Source organism: Paraburkholderia lycopersici (assembly GCF_900096975.1).
In the GTDB taxonomy this organism is placed as follows: domain Bacteria; phylum Pseudomonadota; class Gammaproteobacteria; order Burkholderiales; family Burkholderiaceae; genus Paraburkholderia; species Paraburkholderia lycopersici.
In genome coordinates, this window is record NZ_FMYQ01000025.1 from 52468 (window position 1) to 68254 (window position 15787).

The 15787-nt window shown below is 68.2% G+C and carries 14 protein-coding genes; 6 read left to right on the plus strand and 8 right to left on the minus strand.

Features of this window, described 5'->3' with window-relative positions; translation table 11 throughout:
- The first annotated feature begins 90 nt into the window (after nt 1–90).
- Entirely contained in the window at nt 91–1047 is a 957-nt protein-coding gene (locus BLU17_RS23580; protein ID WP_092002094.1) for a LysR family transcriptional regulator, read from the plus strand.
- An 11-nt stretch (nt 1048–1058) separates the two neighbouring features.
- On the opposite strand, the gene BLU17_RS23585 is transcribed toward BLU17_RS23580, so the two are convergent.
- Nucleotides 1059–1700 carry a C39 family peptidase gene (locus BLU17_RS23585; protein WP_245746998.1) on the minus strand — a complete coding sequence of 214 codons (642 nt, stop codon included), beginning with the start codon at nt 1698–1700 and terminating at the stop codon, nt 1059–1061.
- Nucleotides 1701–2026: 326 nt separating this feature from the next.
- Here BLU17_RS23585 and BLU17_RS23590 point away from each other — a divergent pair, with 326 nt between their 5' ends.
- A complete protein-coding gene (locus BLU17_RS23590) occupies nt 2027–2881 on the plus strand; it encodes a helix-turn-helix domain-containing protein (RefSeq protein WP_092002100.1) in 855 nt (284 codons plus the stop codon).
- Nucleotides 2882–2909: 28 nt separating this feature from the next.
- On the opposite strand, the gene BLU17_RS23595 is transcribed toward BLU17_RS23590, so the two are convergent.
- Together BLU17_RS23595 and BLU17_RS23600 are read right to left on the minus strand one after the other, a co-directional pair.
- Nucleotides 2910–4796 (minus strand): ATP-binding response regulator, encoded by a 1887-nt coding sequence (locus BLU17_RS23595; protein ID WP_176929181.1) that lies wholly within the window; start codon nt 4794–4796, stop codon nt 2910–2912.
- A gap of 10 nt (nt 4797–4806) precedes the next feature.
- The gene (locus BLU17_RS23600; RefSeq protein ID WP_143189327.1) at nt 4807–5016 is read right to left on the minus strand and encodes a hypothetical protein; all 210 of its coding nucleotides are present in this window, start codon (nt 5014–5016) and stop codon (nt 4807–4809) included.
- A gap of 227 nt (nt 5017–5243) precedes the next feature.
- Here BLU17_RS23600 and BLU17_RS23605 point away from each other — a divergent pair, with 227 nt between their 5' ends.
- Complete coding sequence (locus BLU17_RS23605; RefSeq protein WP_092002105.1) at nt 5244–6188, plus strand: phosphoribosyltransferase; 945 nt, start codon at nt 5244–5246, stop codon at nt 6186–6188.
- A gap of 11 nt (nt 6189–6199) precedes the next feature.
- Here BLU17_RS23605 and BLU17_RS23610 read toward each other — a convergent pair whose 3' ends face one another.
- Nucleotides 6200–7876 carry an ATP-binding domain-containing protein gene (locus tag BLU17_RS23610; RefSeq protein WP_092002108.1) on the minus strand — a complete coding sequence of 559 codons (1677 nt, stop codon included), beginning with the start codon at nt 7874–7876 and terminating at the stop codon, nt 6200–6202.
- Nucleotides 7877–8090: 214 nt separating this feature from the next.
- Between BLU17_RS23610 and BLU17_RS23615 the strand changes: the two genes are divergently transcribed.
- Nucleotides 8091–8717, plus strand: a complete 627-nt coding sequence (locus BLU17_RS23615; RefSeq protein WP_092002110.1) for a glutathione S-transferase family protein — start codon at nt 8091–8093, stop codon at nt 8715–8717.
- Between the two features lie 94 nt (nt 8718–8811).
- Nucleotides 8812–9408, plus strand: a complete 597-nt coding sequence (locus tag BLU17_RS23620; RefSeq protein WP_092002111.1) for a Fur family transcriptional regulator — start codon at nt 8812–8814, stop codon at nt 9406–9408.
- 126 nt (nt 9409–9534) lie between these two features.
- On the opposite strand, the gene BLU17_RS23625 is transcribed toward BLU17_RS23620, so the two are convergent.
- The 3 genes from BLU17_RS23625 to BLU17_RS23635 all read right to left on the minus strand — a co-directional run bounded on the left by BLU17_RS23625 (nt 9535) and on the right by BLU17_RS23635 (nt 12600).
- A complete protein-coding gene (locus BLU17_RS23625; RefSeq protein ID WP_092002114.1) occupies nt 9535–9945 on the minus strand; it encodes a response regulator in 411 nt (136 codons plus the stop codon).
- 281 nt (nt 9946–10226) lie between these two features.
- Nucleotides 10227–11762, minus strand: coding sequence for a cryptochrome/photolyase family protein (locus BLU17_RS23630; RefSeq protein WP_092002117.1), 1536 nt, complete (start codon nt 11760–11762; stop codon nt 10227–10229).
- 136 nt (nt 11763–11898) lie between these two features.
- Nucleotides 11899–12600, minus strand: coding sequence for a TetR/AcrR family transcriptional regulator (locus BLU17_RS23635; RefSeq protein WP_245746999.1), 702 nt, complete (start codon nt 12598–12600; stop codon nt 11899–11901).
- A 98-nt stretch (nt 12601–12698) separates the two neighbouring features.
- Here BLU17_RS23635 and BLU17_RS23640 point away from each other — a divergent pair, with 98 nt between their 5' ends.
- Entirely contained in the window at nt 12699–14231 is a 1533-nt protein-coding gene (locus BLU17_RS23640; protein ID WP_092002123.1) for an MDR family MFS transporter, read from the plus strand.
- Nucleotides 14232–14339: 108 nt separating this feature from the next.
- Here the strand turns inward: BLU17_RS23640 and BLU17_RS23645 are convergent, their stop codons facing one another.
- The gene (locus tag BLU17_RS23645; protein ID WP_092002126.1) at nt 14340–15758 is read right to left on the minus strand and encodes an aminotransferase-like domain-containing protein; all 1419 of its coding nucleotides are present in this window, start codon (nt 15756–15758) and stop codon (nt 14340–14342) included.
- Nucleotides 15759–15787 lie beyond the last annotated feature (29 nt).

Here is a 15787-nt window from a genome sequence, read left to right on the forward strand (position 1 = left end):
CCGCGCAGCGCTTCACGCACTACGCGGCTCACCTGTTCCTGTTGCAGCGCGGATCTCGTTCAAAAGCCCGAAAACCGAAGGAGTTCGCCCGTGATCGACCGCATCCAGGCGATGCGCACGTTCGTCCGCATCGTCGACACAAACAGTTTCACCAAAGCCGCGCAGTCGCTCGACATGCCCCGCGCCAGCGCGACGACGCTCATGCAGAACCTCGAGTCGCTGCTCGGTACGCAATTGCTCGTGCGCACCACGCGGCGTCTTTCGCTCACGCCCGAGGGCGCCGTGTACTATGAGCGCGCCTCGCAGATCCTCGCCGACATCGACGATGCGGAAGCGAGCGTGCGCCAGTCGCCCGACGCGATCGGCGGCCGGCTGCGCGTGGAAATGCCGGGCCTGATCGCGAACGCGATCGTGCTGCCCGCGCTCGACGACTTCCACGCGCGCTATCCGCAGATCGACCTCGTGATCGGCGTGAGCCTGCGCAACGTCGACCTCGTCGGCGAAGGCGTGGACTGCAGCATCCAGCTCGGCGCGCTGCCCGATTCGGGGCTCGCGGCGCGGCGTCTCGGCGTGCTGGGGCACGTGACCTGCGCGAGCCCGGCCTATCTCGCGCAGCATGACGCGCCCGAAACGCTCGACGACCTCGCGCGGCATCCGGTCGTCAATTTTCTCTCGCCGCTCACCGGCCGCCCCTTCGAATTCGACTTCGAGGTGGACGGCAGCCCGACCAAGGTGAAGGTGGACGGCTTCGTGCATGTTTCCGACGAGTTCGCCTACCTCACCTGCGGATTGCAGGGCTACGGCCTGATTCAGCCGCCGCTGCTCGCCGCCCAGCCGTACCTGGACAGCGGCGCGCTCGTCGAGGTGCTGCCGCAGTGGAAGCCGCTGCCGACGCCGGTGTCGGTCGCGTTCGTGAAGTCGCGCCAGGTGTCGCCGCGCGTGCGGGTGTTCGTCGACTGGCTCGCGGCGCTATTCGACGACGCGGGCGCGCTCAATCGCGATCTCTCCCGGGTGCGGCAGTTGTTGGGCGGCCTGCAGCCGGCTTGAGCGCCGCGCGCTCAGCGCGGCCGCGTGAGCGCCATCCCCCGCCGCGCATGAAATCGCGCCACGGTCGCATAAGGCAGCCACGCATCGGACTGATACGGCGCGATGCCGGAAGGATTGTGGAACCACACGCCGCCGTCGTCGCGCCCGTGCAGCAGGATCAGATGGCCGCCCCGGCTCGCGCTGGCCCGCTCGGGGTAGCGAATCTCGGCGCTCACGGAAACGATCGCCAGCGTATTGGCGTCGAGCCGCGCGGCGCTCGCCTCGATGCCCTCGTCGGTCATCACCTCCACGCGCACACCGAATGCGGCCTCCACCCACGCGGCAAACGGCCGGTAAATCAGGCCGTCCACGCCGCCATCGTCACGCATGCGGTAAACGCCGTGGCGCAGCGCCGCTTCGAGCAGTTGCGCGCGCGGCGCATGCGCGATGCCCCAGTAGTCGAGCGCCGATTCGAGACAGGCGAGACCGCACAGGCGCTTCGCCCAGAAACGATAGTCGTCCGCATCGGCAAAACCGCTCGCGCGCCACAGCGGGTCGTCGCACGGGTCCGCGCCGCGCTCGACGATGGGCGCCACCCACGCGGCGCTCCCCCACTGGCTGTAATACGGCACGGCTCGATGCCGCCACGTCGCGTCGCTGCTCACGTCTTCCACGCAATATCCCCCGTCGCAGTATGGTTGATTCGACGCATGCGGACGCCAGGCGTTCAAAATGGTGCGTCTTCCTCGCGCGCGCCGCCGCGTCCACCCGCGCCGCCGAATGTCGTAAGCCCGGCGTAAACGGCGCCGGATAATCGCCAGCATTCCTTCCATTCGGTGCCGAATTACATTTCGCTGAAATAGCGCCATCATTTGGCAAATGATGCGTTTAGAATATCGTGCTTCCGTGCGCAGACCGGGCGAGACCCCGTTACATGGTACTCATGGCGCCACGGCACGACGAATCAGAAACCGGATCCACGACTTCCCCCTGAAGCAGTATGTCGAACGTTGCCTACACAACCGACTCGGCCTCGGTCGCGGAGCGCGTACGCGAGCTGATGAGCCGTCATGGCATCGGCAAGCGTCAGCAAACGACCGAGCTGTGCCGGATTCTTGACCTGAGCTTTTCGCAAGGGCACCGCAAGCTGCGCGGCAACAGCCCGTGGACGCTCGCCCAGATCAAGAAAGTGGCCGAAGCGTTCGGCGAACCGGCAGGGCAGCTCTTTGGCGCGCAACTGCTCGATCCCGGCATGGTGGGCGCGAGCGCGCAGGAGGCGGTCCTCTGCGTGAGTGCGGCCGAACTGCCGTGCACCGCGTGGATCGGCGCGCCTGTCGAGGCCGGCAGCCGCCCCGACTTCGTCGCCTACGAAAAGCAGAGCCAGTGGCGCGTCGTGCGCCCGGACGGCGCGCTGTACCAGAACGCGCGCGAGGTCCACAAGATCGAGATCTACCCGCGCCGCGCCGAATCCGACAAGCCGCTGATCGCCGTCGTCGACGACGACCAGTCCTCGGCCGACAACCTGCGCGACTACCTCGAGCACAGCGGCTACGCCGCGCTGGCGCTGTACGGCCTCACGGCGTTCAACGAAGCGCTGGACAGCCAGGTGTTCGACGGCGTGGTGATCGACTGGCTGTTCGGCAACCAGACATCCGCGGAGGCCATCCGCACCGTGCGCGCCTCTGAAAACCCCGACGCGCCCATTTTCGTGCTCACCGGCGAGCTGCTGACCGGCAAGGCCAGCGAATCGGAGATCAGCCAGGTCGTGCGCCACTACAACGTGGCGTGCTACGAAAAACCGGCGCGCATGGCGATTCTCGTCGCCGACCTCTCGAAGCGGCTCAATCGCGGCTAAGGCCGCTCAGCCCCGATTTTCCGCGTCTTCAGGCCGCCGCGCGCGGCGCCGTCAGCGCGCGCTGCAACGCCGCGCGCAGCACCTCGTAGTGCACCGGTTTCGTGAGCCGGTCGAAGAACAGCGCGCCCTCGCCGCCCGGCGCATTGCCGGCATGGTCGGGAAGCACCGCGAGCCCCGCCACGTCGGCGCTCACTGCGATCACGCGAGGCAGCGCGAGCGTGCCCCGCGCCGCTTCGAGTCCCGCCATGAAGGCGTAGCCGTCGCGTCCCGGCATGTGCAGGTCTAGCAGCACGACGTCGCAAGGCACGGTCGCGAGCAGGGCGAGCGCGCTGCCGGTATCGGCGGCCGCGAGCGCGTCGCAGCCCATGTGCGCGACCATTTCGCAGAGCGAATCGCGCACGAGCGGATTGTCGTCGACGACGAGCACCTGCGGCGGCGCAAGCGCGGGCTGCGCCGCTTCGGCCACGGCCGCGGCCAGCGGCGGCACGACCGGCGCGACCGGTATGCGCACCGTGAACGTCGTGCCCGCGCCCACGCGGCTTTGCGTCTCGATCGTGCCGCCGAACAGCTCGACCAGCCCGCGCACGATCGCGAGCCCCATTCCCGCGCCCTCGTAGCGCCGCGAGCGCGATGTGTCGAGTTGCGTGAACTCCTTGAAGATGAGCGGAATCTGCTCTGTCCCCACGCCCGGTCCGGTATCGCTGACGACGATGACGAGCGCGTGGACGCCGGCCGCCTCGGGCGCGTTCGCCGCCGAGGGTCCCGTGGCGGGCGGGAGCGCCTTCAGCGCGAATTCGAGCCGTACCTTGCCGCGCTCCGTGTAGCGGATCGCGTTCGTGACGAGGTTGTTGGCAATCTGGCGAATGCGGTGCGGGTCGGCGCGCACGGGCCGCGCCGGTCCCACCCACGCATGCTCGAACACGAGGCCGCGCGCGCGCGCGGCCTGCTCGTTCTGGTCGACGATGGATTGCAGCAGCTCGCGCGGCGCGAACTCCTCCTGACGCAGTTCGAGCTTGCCCGCGCCGAGGCGCGCGTAATCGGTGAGGTCCTTCATCTGCGCCTCGAGCTGGCGCGCGGCGGTTTCGAGCCGCTGGATCACCTTGCGGTCGGCGTCCGAGTGCGAGTTGAAGCCGAGCAGTTCGATCGACGAGACGATGGCGTGCAGCGGCGTGCGCAGCTCGTGGCTGATCATGCCGAGGAAGGCGTCTTTCGCCATGCTCGCCTCGCGCGCGGCGCGACTGGCCTGGTGCTCGGCTTCGAGCGCCGCGTGCTGCTGGTGCAAGAGGCGCGTGCGCCGGTAGCCGTTCATGACGAGCAGCACAGCCGCCGCCGCCGAAAGCACGAGCAACACGAGCCCCGCCGCGAACAGCTCGCGACGCTTGGCGATGAAGTCGTGCCGGATCGCCTCCCGCTCGGTAATGTCGGCGAAGCGCCGGTTCAGCGCGAGATCGGTGACCTGGGTCCAGTGCAGGTCGAGCGCCGTCAGCATGGGTCCCGCGCGTTCGGGATACTCCGCGAGCGTCGCGATTTCGGCCTCGAACGGCGAGATCGTCGCGTCGAGAATGGCCAGGTCGTCGTCCTGGCGCTTCGCCAGCCCTGGCGAGGCTTCGAGCGAGCGCGTCGAACCCTTCATCACGTTGAGCTTCGAGCGCAGCACTTCGTAGCGCAGTCGCACCTTGTCGAGATCGCGATCGATGCCGTCGGCGTACATCAGCAACTGGCTCTCGAAGCGCGCGTAGGCGATCTGGAGCTGCGCGGCGTCCCAGTACAGGCCGTCGTAGTTGCCGGTGAGACGCTGCACGACCTGCGGGTTGAGCAGATTCGCGTAGAGCAGATAGCCGACCGCCACCACGGGCGGCGCGAGCGCCGCCACCCAGATCAATGCCTGCAACAGACGTCGCCACGGACCTCGCATCACCGGCCACTCATCGCTTGATCGTCATCGACGTGATCTGCCACGCGAATTTCGAGTCGACCGCCGCGCCAACGTGATACGCCGCGCGAGCCGCGTTGCCCGTCGTCGCCTCGCCGGCCACATCGAGCGAAAACGAACGCTCCGGCGCGGCCACGCGCGCAAACTGCGGCCGCGCGGCGCCCCGGCACCGCCCGCCTGGCCATTCCTTGAAATCCCGCATGTTTGCCCGAACCCTTTTCGCGCGATAACCCGCGTCGTCGTGTGTCTTGCGTGTTGTGTCGCGCCGCAGCGCCGCTTCTTCCATCCGTCCGGCAGCAGGGGCCGGCGAGCATAGGCATAATATCGTCAAACCTTGCACTGACAATAGACGTCTCGTTCACGTACACGCGCGTAGGCATACGCACTGTTTACGCCGCGAACACGCGGTACGTCGCCCCTTTTCAACCCATGGATAAACCTGTCGTTCCGCTCACTTACGAACAGCTCGATCACTGGATCGAATCGCTCCGGCCGATGCTGATCGCGGAAGAATTCGCCATCGTGGTCGGCATTCTGCGCGGCGGCGCACCGCTCGCGCTGATGGTTTCGCACGCAACCGGCGCGAGCGTCGCGTTCCTGCGCTACGACCGCGTCACGCGCGAAGTGCGCTGGGATTCCACGTTGCCGCTGCCCGAGCCCGGCTCGAAAGTGCTGCTGTGCGAGGACATCGCGGGGCGCGGCCACACGCTCGTGGACTGCATCGCTTTCCTGAGCGAGCACGGGCTCGTCGTGCGCACGCTCACCGGCGCCTACGACGACCAGAGCCGTTTGCGCCCCGATTATTCGATCGACGCGAGCGCCTATTTCGCGCTCTTCCCGCGAGAGCGCCAGGCCTACACCGACCGTTACCGCGCCGACTGGTCTGGCGACGGCAAGGGCGAAGCCACGCGCATGGCCGACGACCACGAATATGCGGTCTATGCGATTGACCTCGACGGAGTTGTGCCGCCGGACGTTCCGCTAGCGCGCCACGACGAAGACCTCGCTACGGCGTTCGCCGGGCGCGACGCACCGGCGCCGTTCGAGCGCCTGCCAGGCATCGACATGAAGCGCGCACGCGCGATCGTCACGGGGCGCCCGGAAACGGATCGCGAGCACACGCTTGCCTGGCTGGAGCGTCATGGCTTCGGGCATCCCGAACTCATCATGCGCACGCCCGAGCATGACGAAACGGCTGCGGGCGCGGCCGCGCACAAGGCTGCGGCGGCGATTCGCTGCGGCGTCACGCATTTCATCGAAAGCGATCCGGTGCAGGCCATCCTGATCGCCCAGAGCGAGCCGCTTTTGCGCGTGATCTGGTGGAACGCCCAGACGCGCACCGGCACGCTGATCGGCGCCTCGGCCTGGCGCTGACGGCTCGGGCGTCACTGCGGCGCGCGCTGCCCCTCGATGAACCTGGCGGCGCGCGGCGAAGCCACCACGATCAGCTTCATGGCCGCCCGCGTCGCGCCGACGAAAAGCTTGCGCGCGGCGCGCTCGTCGAAGGCCTCGAAGTCCACCTCGGTCAGGATCGCGCACGGCGCGGACTGGCCCTTGAACCGGTAGATCGAATCGAGCAGCACGTCGCCCTCGCGGTATTGCGGGTTTCCGAACAGGTCGTATTGGCCCGTGAAGTGGCGCAGCCGGTGCGGGCCGAGCTGATCGAGCGTCGTGAAAAGCGAGTGCCCGCGACCGCGAAACGAGAGCAAGACGATGTCCTGCTTGCGAAACCCGAGCGAAAGCGCCTGGGTAATGGCGCGCTTGGTGGCGGCGACCACGCCGGGCTCGGCGCCCGCCTCGGGTTCGCGCTCGTCCCAACTCGCCACCGTCACGTCGGAGCCGTCGAACGGACTGCCCGCCGCGAGCTGCGCGATGGCGGGCACGGTCGGTCCGGCCACATCGCGCAGGAACGCGAGAATGTCGCGCGGGCTGCGGTAGTTCGTGTTCTCGCGCAGCACGGTCCAGCCGGACAGCGCGACCGGTTCGCGCACATACAGGTTTTGCAGCGGATCTTCGAGCCACCACCATGCCGCGCCTGGCCGCAACAGGCGCTCCAGCGCGCCGACCCACGCCTGCTGGAAATCCTGCCCTTCGTCCACGATGAGCACGTCGAACCGCCAGCGCTCGTCAATGGGCGTCTCGCCAAAGCGCCGCGCGAGGTCGTCGAACACACCGGGGCCGTCGAAGTCGGGCACGTGGCCGCCGTCGCGCGCCACCCAGTCGCATAGCTGGTGATACGTCGCCACCTTCACGCCGGGCGGCGCGAGCTTCGCAATGTGGTCGGCGAGCGGACGGTTGAAGCACACGTACAGTGTGCGCGCGCTGCGCGCCACCGCGTCCTTCATGACCTGCACGGCCAGTTGCGTCTTGCCCGAACCCGCCGTGCCGATCACGCGCAGCCGGAACGGCGCGAATTCGAGCCGCCGCGCCCATGTGGCGAGGCCGCCCGCGAGCCGGGTGACGAGCGTGCCCGCCGCGCCGACGAGCGCACTGGTATCGGGCGTAAGCGAGAGTTCGTCGGCGAGAAAGTGGTGGATTTTCGCGGCGCAGGGCAGGCGCGGCTCGTCGGCGGGCATGGCCTGGAGCACGATGGCGGCGAGTTGCGCCTTGCGCGTGGCGTCGACGATGCGCGCGGGATTCACGCCCGCGATAGCCGGCTCGCGCACTATATGGTCGGGGCAATAAAACAGCGCTTCGAGCACATAGGTACCCGCGCCGAACGCGGCCGTGAAGCGCCGGTGCAGCCCTTCCACCGTGCGTGCCAGCGCGATCGCCACATTGCGCTCGGTCTGCATGTACGCCTTGACGAGTCCGCTGGGCGTTTCGCGCAGAAAGCCGGTTTTCTGCTCGACGATCATCACGCGCCCGGCCGGGCTGACGATCACGAAATCGGCCTCGCCGAACACCGAGAAGCCTTCTGAGAGGCGCGTCCAGTGCACGCCGTGATAGACGGTATAGCCGTTCGGCAGGCCGCGTGCGAGCGTCGCGAGCGTTTCGCGCTCGCGCGCGGCGGCGCCAGTGGCTTCGAGATGCTGCCAGTCGTCGGGGACAATGCGGGCCATGGGCGAATCTCGGGGCGGGTTGGGTGTGCTCGACGGCCGCGCGGGACGCCAGGGACGGATGCCGCGCGGATCTGGCGCAGCGGAGGAACGCCTCGCGCGGCGCAGCGCCTATTCTACGAAAAGCCGGGCTGCGGAAAAGTCGCGCGCAATCGTGTATCGTGGCGGCCTGCGGCAGGCTTGACCCTTTTTCCCCTTTGCAAGGAGTACGCGCCAGATGATCACGATCTGGGGACGCGCCAATTCGGTGAACGTCCAGAAAGTCCTGTGGTGTTGCGATGAACTCGTACTGCCGTTCCAGCGCCTCGACGCGGGCGGCCAGTTCGGCCATCTCAACGAACCCTCCTACCTCGCCATGAATCCGAACGGCAAGATCCCGACGCTCGTGGACGGCGACTTCGTGCTGTGGGAGTCGAACGCGATCCTGCGCTATCTGGCGATGCAATATGGTCCGTCGAGCCTGCTCTACCCGACCGACCCGAAGGTGCGCGCCTCGATCGAGCGCTGGCTCGACTGGTCCATCGGCACGCTCGCGCCCGCCGAGCGCCCGGTTTTCCTCGGGCTCGTGCGCACGCCGCCGGAAAAGCGCGACACGGCGCAGATCGCCGCCGACCTCGATCAGGTAAGCAAGCTCTGGAAACTGCTCGATCACCATCTGCAAGGCCGCTTTTTCCTCGAAAACGAACGCTTCTCGCTCGCCGATATCGTGCTCGGCTCGTTCGCGCGCCGCTGGTTCGGGCTCGAAGGCGTGGAGCGCGTGCCGCTGCCCAATCTCGAGCGCTGGTATCAGCGGATTGCGCAGCGCCAGGGCTTCCGCAAGTACATCGATCTGCCGCTTACCTGAGTGACGGCCGGGTGGCCACCGGGACGTGCCGGAACGTAATGCGGCTGACAGCAAGCGCGGGCGGGCCGGCGGCGCGCCCCGTATAATCGCAGGCATGAAGACAGCAAAACCGTCCCCGGACGCCGCAGCCTTGCACGGTGAAACGCACGGCGAGGCGCCCGACCACGCCCACTCGCACGACGGCGCCCACGGCGCGTCGCTCGAGTCCGCGCTCGCGATGGCCGAGGCCTATTGCCGCGAACGCGGTGAAAAGCTCACGCCGATCCGCCGCAAGGTGCTGGAGTTGCTGCTCGCCTCGGGCCGCGCGACCAAGGCGTATTCGCTGCTCGACGAAATGCGCCAGATCCATCCGGGCTCGGCGCCGCCCACGGTCTACCGGGCGCTCGATTTCCTGCTTTCGGCGGGGCTCATTCACCGCATCGAATCGATCAACGCGTTTGCCGTCTGTCACGACCTCACGCAGTGCCAGCACGGCATCCTCGTCGTCTGCCAGCAGTGCGGCAACGTCACCGAGCTGAACGAACCGAAGCTGCGCCAGGCGCTCGTCGCGCAAATCGAGGCCGCGGGCTACCGGCTCGCCGGCGACGGCATCGAACTCAAGGGCCTCTGCGCGCAATGCCAGGCTGGCCAGGCCAGCCAGTCGGCGCCGCCGGGCGCCGCTGCGACGCCCGCGACCGCCGCGCAATCCTGACCGGCGGCGCAGCGCTGTTGCCCCGCCTCGACGTGCTGGCAGGCGCGGGCGATACGGCAACGGCGCCGCGGCTCGCGGCGTCGCGCCATCCATACGAACCCGCCTCGCGGCACAACGTGCGCGGCGTCACAGCGACTGGCGCGCGTCGATGGCGTCACTCAGCAGCGCCACGAGTTCCTCGGGCCGCGCCGGCTTGGTCATGAAGTGCTGGAACCCCTCGCCAATGCTGCGCAAACGCCAGCTTTCGTCGGTATGGCCCGTGAGCGCGACCGCGACAGTCGGGGCGTGATCGCCGCGAATCTCGTAGTCGCGCAGACGCTGGATCAGGTAGAAGCCGTCCATGGCCGGCAGGTCGAGATCGCAGACCACGGCGTCGGGGTGGAGGTTGAGGGCTGCTTCGACGCCCGTTTCGGCGTCTTCGACCGCCACGACGCGAGCCCCCTCCGCCTCCAGCAGCGAAGTCAGCGACGCCCGGCTTTGCGGGTCGTCTTCGACGAGAACGATGGTCGTCCGGTCGAGCTTGTGTACTGCATTCATTGTGTGTGCTTACATGCCTTTCTGTCTGTCAGGCCGACCGCGCGAGGCTAAACGCAACGCTTCGGCCTGTCCACGCCAAAAAACGGGCTGCGGCGTCTCGCCCGCTCGCCGCGCAACCGGCGTTGCGCACCTGGCCTGACGCCGGATATACGGCAACGAGCGGCAACGCGGGCCGTCTGGATAGAGCAATCTTGATGCCGTCGGTTCCAGGGCGCGGCGCGCAAGGTCATCCGCGCCGCGCACGATAGCCGGGCTACAAGACAGGCCGATGAAAGCCGCGCTCATGCCCTGCCGCTCTGTTTCGAAGCGGTGCGGCCCTTCGCCCCGGCGGTCTTCGCATAGCCTTCGAGTGCGCGCCGGCGCGCCAGTTCATGCTCGATGATCCGTTGCGGATAATTCTCGCCGAGGCGCACGCCGGCCGCTGCCAGCGATTGCACGCACGCCTTCCACGGCTCGTGCACGAGCGCGTCCGGCAAGCCCGCCAGTTCCGGCACCCATCGCCGCACGTAATTGCCGCGCGGATCGAACTTCTGACCCTGCAGGACCGGATTGAAGATGCGGAAGTACGGCGCCGCATCCACGCCCGAGCCCGCCACCCACTGCCAGTTGGCCGGATTGCTGGCCGGATCGGCATCGACGAGTGTGTCCCAGAACCAGGATTCCCCCGCGCGCCAGTCGATCAGCAGATGTTTGGTCAGGAACGACGCCGCGACCATGCGGACGCGGTTGTGCATCCAGCCCGTATGCCAAAGCTCGCGCATGCCGGCGTCGACGAGAGGGTAGCCGGTCAGCCCGCACTGCCACGCGCGCAGGCTTGCCGGGTCCTTGCGCCAGGGCATGGCGTCGAAAGCGGGACGCAGGTTGCGCGCGGCGAGGTCGGCGTAGTGATAACGCTGGTAATGGCAAAACTCCCGCCAGCCCAGTTCGCTCGCGAACTTTTCCGCGCTTGCCGCGCGCCGCGCCGAGTCGCGCCCTTGCGCGTGCTGCGCGGCTTTCAACGCCGCCCAGACCTGGCGCGGCGAGATCGCGCCAACGGCCAGATACGGCGAGAGGCGGCTCGTTGCGGCGTCGCCGGGTTCTTCGCGCCCGGCGGCGTAGGCGTCGAGGTCGGTGGCGAGAAACGCGCGCAGGCGTTCGAGCGCCGCCTCCTCGCCCGCGGGCCACGCGGCGCGCAGGCCGCTCGCCCAGTCGGGCGCGCGCGGGGCGAGGCCGAGATCGTCGAGCTTCGATGCGCGCCGGGTAAGACGTGCCGGCAGCGATTGAAAAATCATCCGCTCGGGCTCGGACGCGGGCGGCGGCGGATCGCCCCTGCGCAGACAGGCGCGCCAGTAGGCGCCGAAGACCCGGAACGGCTCGCCCGACTGGTTCGACACGGTCCATGGCTCGTTGAGAAGCTGACCGTTGAAACTCTCGACGCGCACGCCGCGCTCTCGCAGCGCGGTCTTGAGCGCACGATCGGCCTCTCGCTGCGCCGCGCCATAGCGACGGTTCCAGTACACGGCCTGCGCGCCGGATTCGGCGACGAGCGCCTCGAGCGTCGCCGCTTCGTCGCCTTGCAGGAGCACCAGTTGGCCGCCGCGCGACGCCAGGGCTGCATCCAGCGCGCGAAGCGACTCATGACGCCACCAGCGCGCAGCGCCGCCCTCCGGGCGCTCGCCCGAGGCATGCGGATCGTGAATCCAGACACAGATCAGCGGAAGGCCGCTCGCCGCCGCCTGCGCGAGCGCCGGGTGGTCGGCGAGACGCAGATCGTCGCGAAACCAGACGATGGCCGGCGCTGCGCCGGAAGAAGCTGAAGAAGCGGAAGAAGAAGCCAGACCGGACCTCGACCGGAAGCGATTGCGCGGATTGCGCGGAACGGCGCGGAAGCCATGCCGCCAAAGTCCCGGAGACTACCACGGCCGCACCGCGCGCCGGCGAAATCCGCGCTTGCGACGCGCTATCGCCCTCCCTTCAGGCCGCGCTGCGCCCCGGCCCCACGCCCTGCGTGATGAACGCGACCGCGTGGCGCGCGATTTCCTCGGCGCCGAGGCGATGCTGCCCCGAATCATCGAGTCCCACCTGGCCGGTCGCGAGCGGCAGCAGCGTGAGGCCCATCAGCGAATGGAGCAGCATCGACGGCTCGAGCGCCCCATTGAGCCGCCCTTCGCGCTGCCAGTGCGCGATGGCCGCGTGCGCTCTTTCATGCCGCCCGCGGCCGACACGCTCGAGCATACGCTGGCGCAGCACGCCGCCCTCGCTGATGACGTCGCGCACCCACAGCGGCGCAAACCACGGATATTGCCGCCCCACTGCCACGAAGCGCTGCGCGAGCGCGGTGAGCGCGGCCACGGGATCGTCGCAATGTGCATCGAAGATATCGCCGAGCGCCTCGCGCAGCGGCACGAAGCGCTCGTCGATCAGCACGTCGATCAACTGGTCGCGCGTCTTGAAGTAGTAATGGACCATGGCGGGCGTCACGCCCGCCTCGCGCGCGATGGCGGCCAGCGACGTGTCGCCGGTGCCCTGGCGCGCAAACAGCGCAAGCGCGGCCTCGATCAGACGCGTGCGCTGCTCCGCGCCGCCCTGGCCGCCGCTCGGCCGACCGGGGCCGCGCACGGGAGCCGGCGCAGGCGCACCGTCTGCACGGGCTTGAGGGCGTTCTGGCGACTTCATATCCGCTTTCATCCGGTAACGTTTTAGATTTTGACCAACTGGAATAATTGCCCTAATATTAATCGCCAAGTTAATTAATTTCAAGACAGATGCACGCGATGGAATCCAGCACGAAACCCCATGCCGGGCAGCGGCCGACTGCCCCGGCCGCCGCCGATGCGGGCGGCTATCCGCCCATCCGGCTGCTGTTTCCCGCGCTCCTGCTCGTCATGCTGCTGGCCGCGCTCGACCAGACGATCGTTTCGACGGCGTTGCCCACCATCGTCGGCGAATTGGGCGGTCTCGACCGGCTCTCGTGGGTCGTCACCGCCTACCTGCTTACCTCGACGATCGTCGTCCCGCTCTACGGCAAGTTCGGCGACCTGTTCGGCCGCAAGATCGTGCTGCAGGCCGCCATCGTGATCTTCCTGGCCGGCTCGGCGCTTTGCGGCGTCGCGCAGAACATGGAGCAGCTCATCGTGCTGCGCGCGCTTCAAGGCATCGGCGGCGGCGGCCTCATGGTCGTGACGATGGCCGCCATCGGCGACGTCATTCCGCCCGCACAGCGCGGCAAGTATCAGGGCATGTTCGGCGGCGTGTTCGGCATCGCCACCGTGATCGGGCCGCTGCTCGGCGGCTTTCTCGTCGAGCATCTGTCGTGGCGCTGGATCTTCTATATCAACCTGCCGCTCGGCGCACTCGCGCTCCTCGTGATCGGCGCCGTGTTCAAGCCGCGCGCCGCGCACGTGAAGCACGTGATCGATTACATGGGCGCGGGCTGGCTCGCGGCCGCCCTCACCTGTCTCATTCTCTTTACGAGCGAAGGCGGCTCGCTCCTGCCGTGGACGTCGCCCACGCTGTGGCTCACGCTCCTGCTCGGCATCGTGGCCGTGGCGGGCTTCGTCCACGAGGAAAAGCACGCCGTCGAACCGATCATGCCGCTCGAACTCTTTCGCGAGCGCACCTTCGTGCTGTCCAGCCTGATCGGCTTCATTGTGGGCGTGTCGCTGTTCGGCTCGGTCACGTTCCTGCCGCTCTACCTGCAGGTGGTGAAGGGCTCGACGCCCTCGCAGGCCGGCATGCAGATGCTGCCGATGATGGGCGGCGTGCTCGTCATGTCGATCATCACGGGGCGCATCATCAGCAAGATCGGCAAATACCGGATCTTCCCCATCGCGGGCACCGCGCTCGTGGCCATCGCGATGATGCTGCTCGCCCGCCTGCAGATCGGGACGCCGGTTCACCGCATGTATCTCTATATGGGCCTGCTCGGCTGCGGGCTCGGCATGGTGATGCAGGTGTTGATCCTCGCCGTGCAAAACGCCGTGGCGTTTCGCCATATGGGCGTCGCCACGTCTGGCGCGACGCTGTTCCGTTCGATCGGCGGCTCGGTGGGCGTGGCTGCGTTCGGCGCGGTGTTTTCGCACGGGCTGCATGCCCGGCTCGAAAAGGTGCTCGCGGCGGATGTCGAGCTGCCGCAACCGCTCACGCCCGACGCAATCCGCCACTTGCCGCCCGCGCTGCACGCGCAATATCTCGACGCCTTCGCCGGCGCGCTGCACACGGTCTATCTCGCGGCCGCGTGCGTGGTGGTGTGCTCGTTCGCGCTTTCCTGGCTGCTGCGCGACGTGCCGCTGCGCAAGCAGCATTGAGCGCCGGCCGCGCACACGCCCTCGCGCAAACGGCCTGTGCGCCCGCCTGGCGCAGGGCGCAGTCAGTCGTGCAGTCAGCCACGTAGTCAGCCCCGCGGTCAGCCGTATTCAGGCTGGCTGCGCCGCACGCTCCATGGCGCGCTGCAACGTCTCGTAGACCTTCGGCCGATTGCACTGCGAAACGTTGAAGCGCAAAAACGCGCCCGCGCTGTGCGACACGCTGAATACGTTGCCGGGCGCGAGCACCACGCCTTCGGCCAGCGCCTCGCGCGCGACCTGAGCGGCGTCGAGCCCGCCGGGCAATTGCGCCCACACGAAGAGGCCCGCCCTGGGACGCGTCCACGCGGCGAGGCCGAGCGCCGAAAGCCGCTGCAACGTTTCGCCCATCGCGTCGGCGAGCTTGGCGCGCAGCGCATCCAGGTGCCGTCGATAGGTCCCGTCCACAAGCAGGCGATGCACGAGTTCGGCCACCAGCTCCCCGTTGCCGAACGACACCGCGAGCTTCAGGTCGACGAGCGGCTCAATCCAGTCCGCGCGCGCCGCGATGAAACCGCAGCGCGCCGCCGCCGACATCGTCTTCGAGAAGCTGCCGATCGTGACGACGCGCGCAAGCCCGTCGAATGCCGCGAGGCGCGGAGCAGGCTCGATCTCGAAGTCGGCGAAGATGTCGTCCTCGACGATCAGGAGATCGTGCTCCCCGGCGAGCTTCAGCAGCCGGTGCGCGACGGTGGGCGCGAGCGTCGCGCCAGTAGGGTTGTGGATCGCCGAATTCGTCACGTAAAGGCGCGGGCGAGCTTCTGCGAGCATGCGCTCGAACGCCGCGAGATCGGGGCCGGCAGGCGTATACGGTACGCCGACCACATGCACGCGATGCGCGCGCAACAGTGCCTGGAAGTTGAAATAGCATGGATCGTCCACGAGCACGGTGTCGCCGGGCTCCAGCAGCAGGCGGCACAGCAGGTCGAGCGCCTGGGTGCCCCCGTCGGTCAGCAGGATCTGCTCGGGTGCGGCTTCCACGCCGTGCTGGCCGAGACGCCAGGCGAGCTGCTGGCGCAGCGCGGGGAGGCCGTGCGGCGAGGCGTAGTCGGTGAGCTGCGAGCGCGGGTCGCGTGCAATGGCGCGCAGCGCGCGCCGCACGGCGTCCTGCGGCAACCACGAGTCGGGCAGCCAGCCGCAGCCGGGCCGCAACGCGCCGGCCTCGGTCTGGAGCGACTGGCGCGTGAGCCACAGCGGATCGATTTCGCGGTCGAGCTGCGGCCCGAGCGCGGCAAGCGCGAGCGGCGGCGCATGCCCGGCCACGAAAAAACCCGCCCCGCGGCGCGCAACGAGCGTGCCTTCGGCGACGAGGCGTTCATAAGCCTCGACCACCGTCGAATTCGATACGCCAAGCTGCTCGCTCATCGCACGGATGGACGGCACGCGCGCGCCGGCGGCCAGCGAGCGCGCGGCAATACGCTCGCGCAGCGCATGCATCACCTGCTCGACGCGCGTCATGGGCGGGGCTTCGGTTCTTGCCATGCCTTTCATCTGTACTGCTCCGTATTCAATACAGTTTG

Bases quoted from the DNA above. Each gene is read 5' to 3' on its own strand.
- BLU17_RS23590 (WP_092002100.1), top strand. From the start codon at position 2,027: ATGTCGAACGTTGCCTACACAACCGACTCGGCCTCGGTCGCGGAGCGC.
- BLU17_RS23595 (WP_176929181.1), bottom strand. From the start codon at position 4,796: ATGCGAGGTCCGTGGCGACGTCTGTTGCAGGCATTGATCTGGGTGGCG.
- BLU17_RS23600 (WP_143189327.1), bottom strand. From the start codon at position 5,016: ATGCGGGATTTCAAGGAATGGCCAGGCGGGCGGTGCCGGGGCGCCGCG.
- BLU17_RS23605 (WP_092002105.1), top strand. From the start codon at position 5,244: ATGGATAAACCTGTCGTTCCGCTCACTTACGAACAGCTCGATCACTGG.
- BLU17_RS23610 (WP_092002108.1), bottom strand. From the start codon at position 7,876: ATGGCCCGCATTGTCCCCGACGACTGGCAGCATCTCGAAGCCACTGGC.
- BLU17_RS23615 (WP_092002110.1), top strand. From the start codon at position 8,091: ATGATCACGATCTGGGGACGCGCCAATTCGGTGAACGTCCAGAAAGTC.
- BLU17_RS23620 (WP_092002111.1), top strand. From the start codon at position 8,812: ATGAAGACAGCAAAACCGTCCCCGGACGCCGCAGCCTTGCACGGTGAA.
- BLU17_RS23625 (WP_092002114.1), bottom strand. From the start codon at position 9,945: ATGAATGCAGTACACAAGCTCGACCGGACGACCATCGTTCTCGTCGAA.
- BLU17_RS23635 (WP_245746999.1), bottom strand. From the start codon at position 12,600: ATGAAGTCGCCAGAACGCCCTCAAGCCCGTGCAGACGGTGCGCCTGCG.
- BLU17_RS23640 (WP_092002123.1), top strand. From the start codon at position 12,699: ATGGAATCCAGCACGAAACCCCATGCCGGGCAGCGGCCGACTGCCCCG.
- BLU17_RS23645 (WP_092002126.1), bottom strand. From the start codon at position 15,758: ATGAAAGGCATGGCAAGAACCGAAGCCCCGCCCATGACGCGCGTCGAG.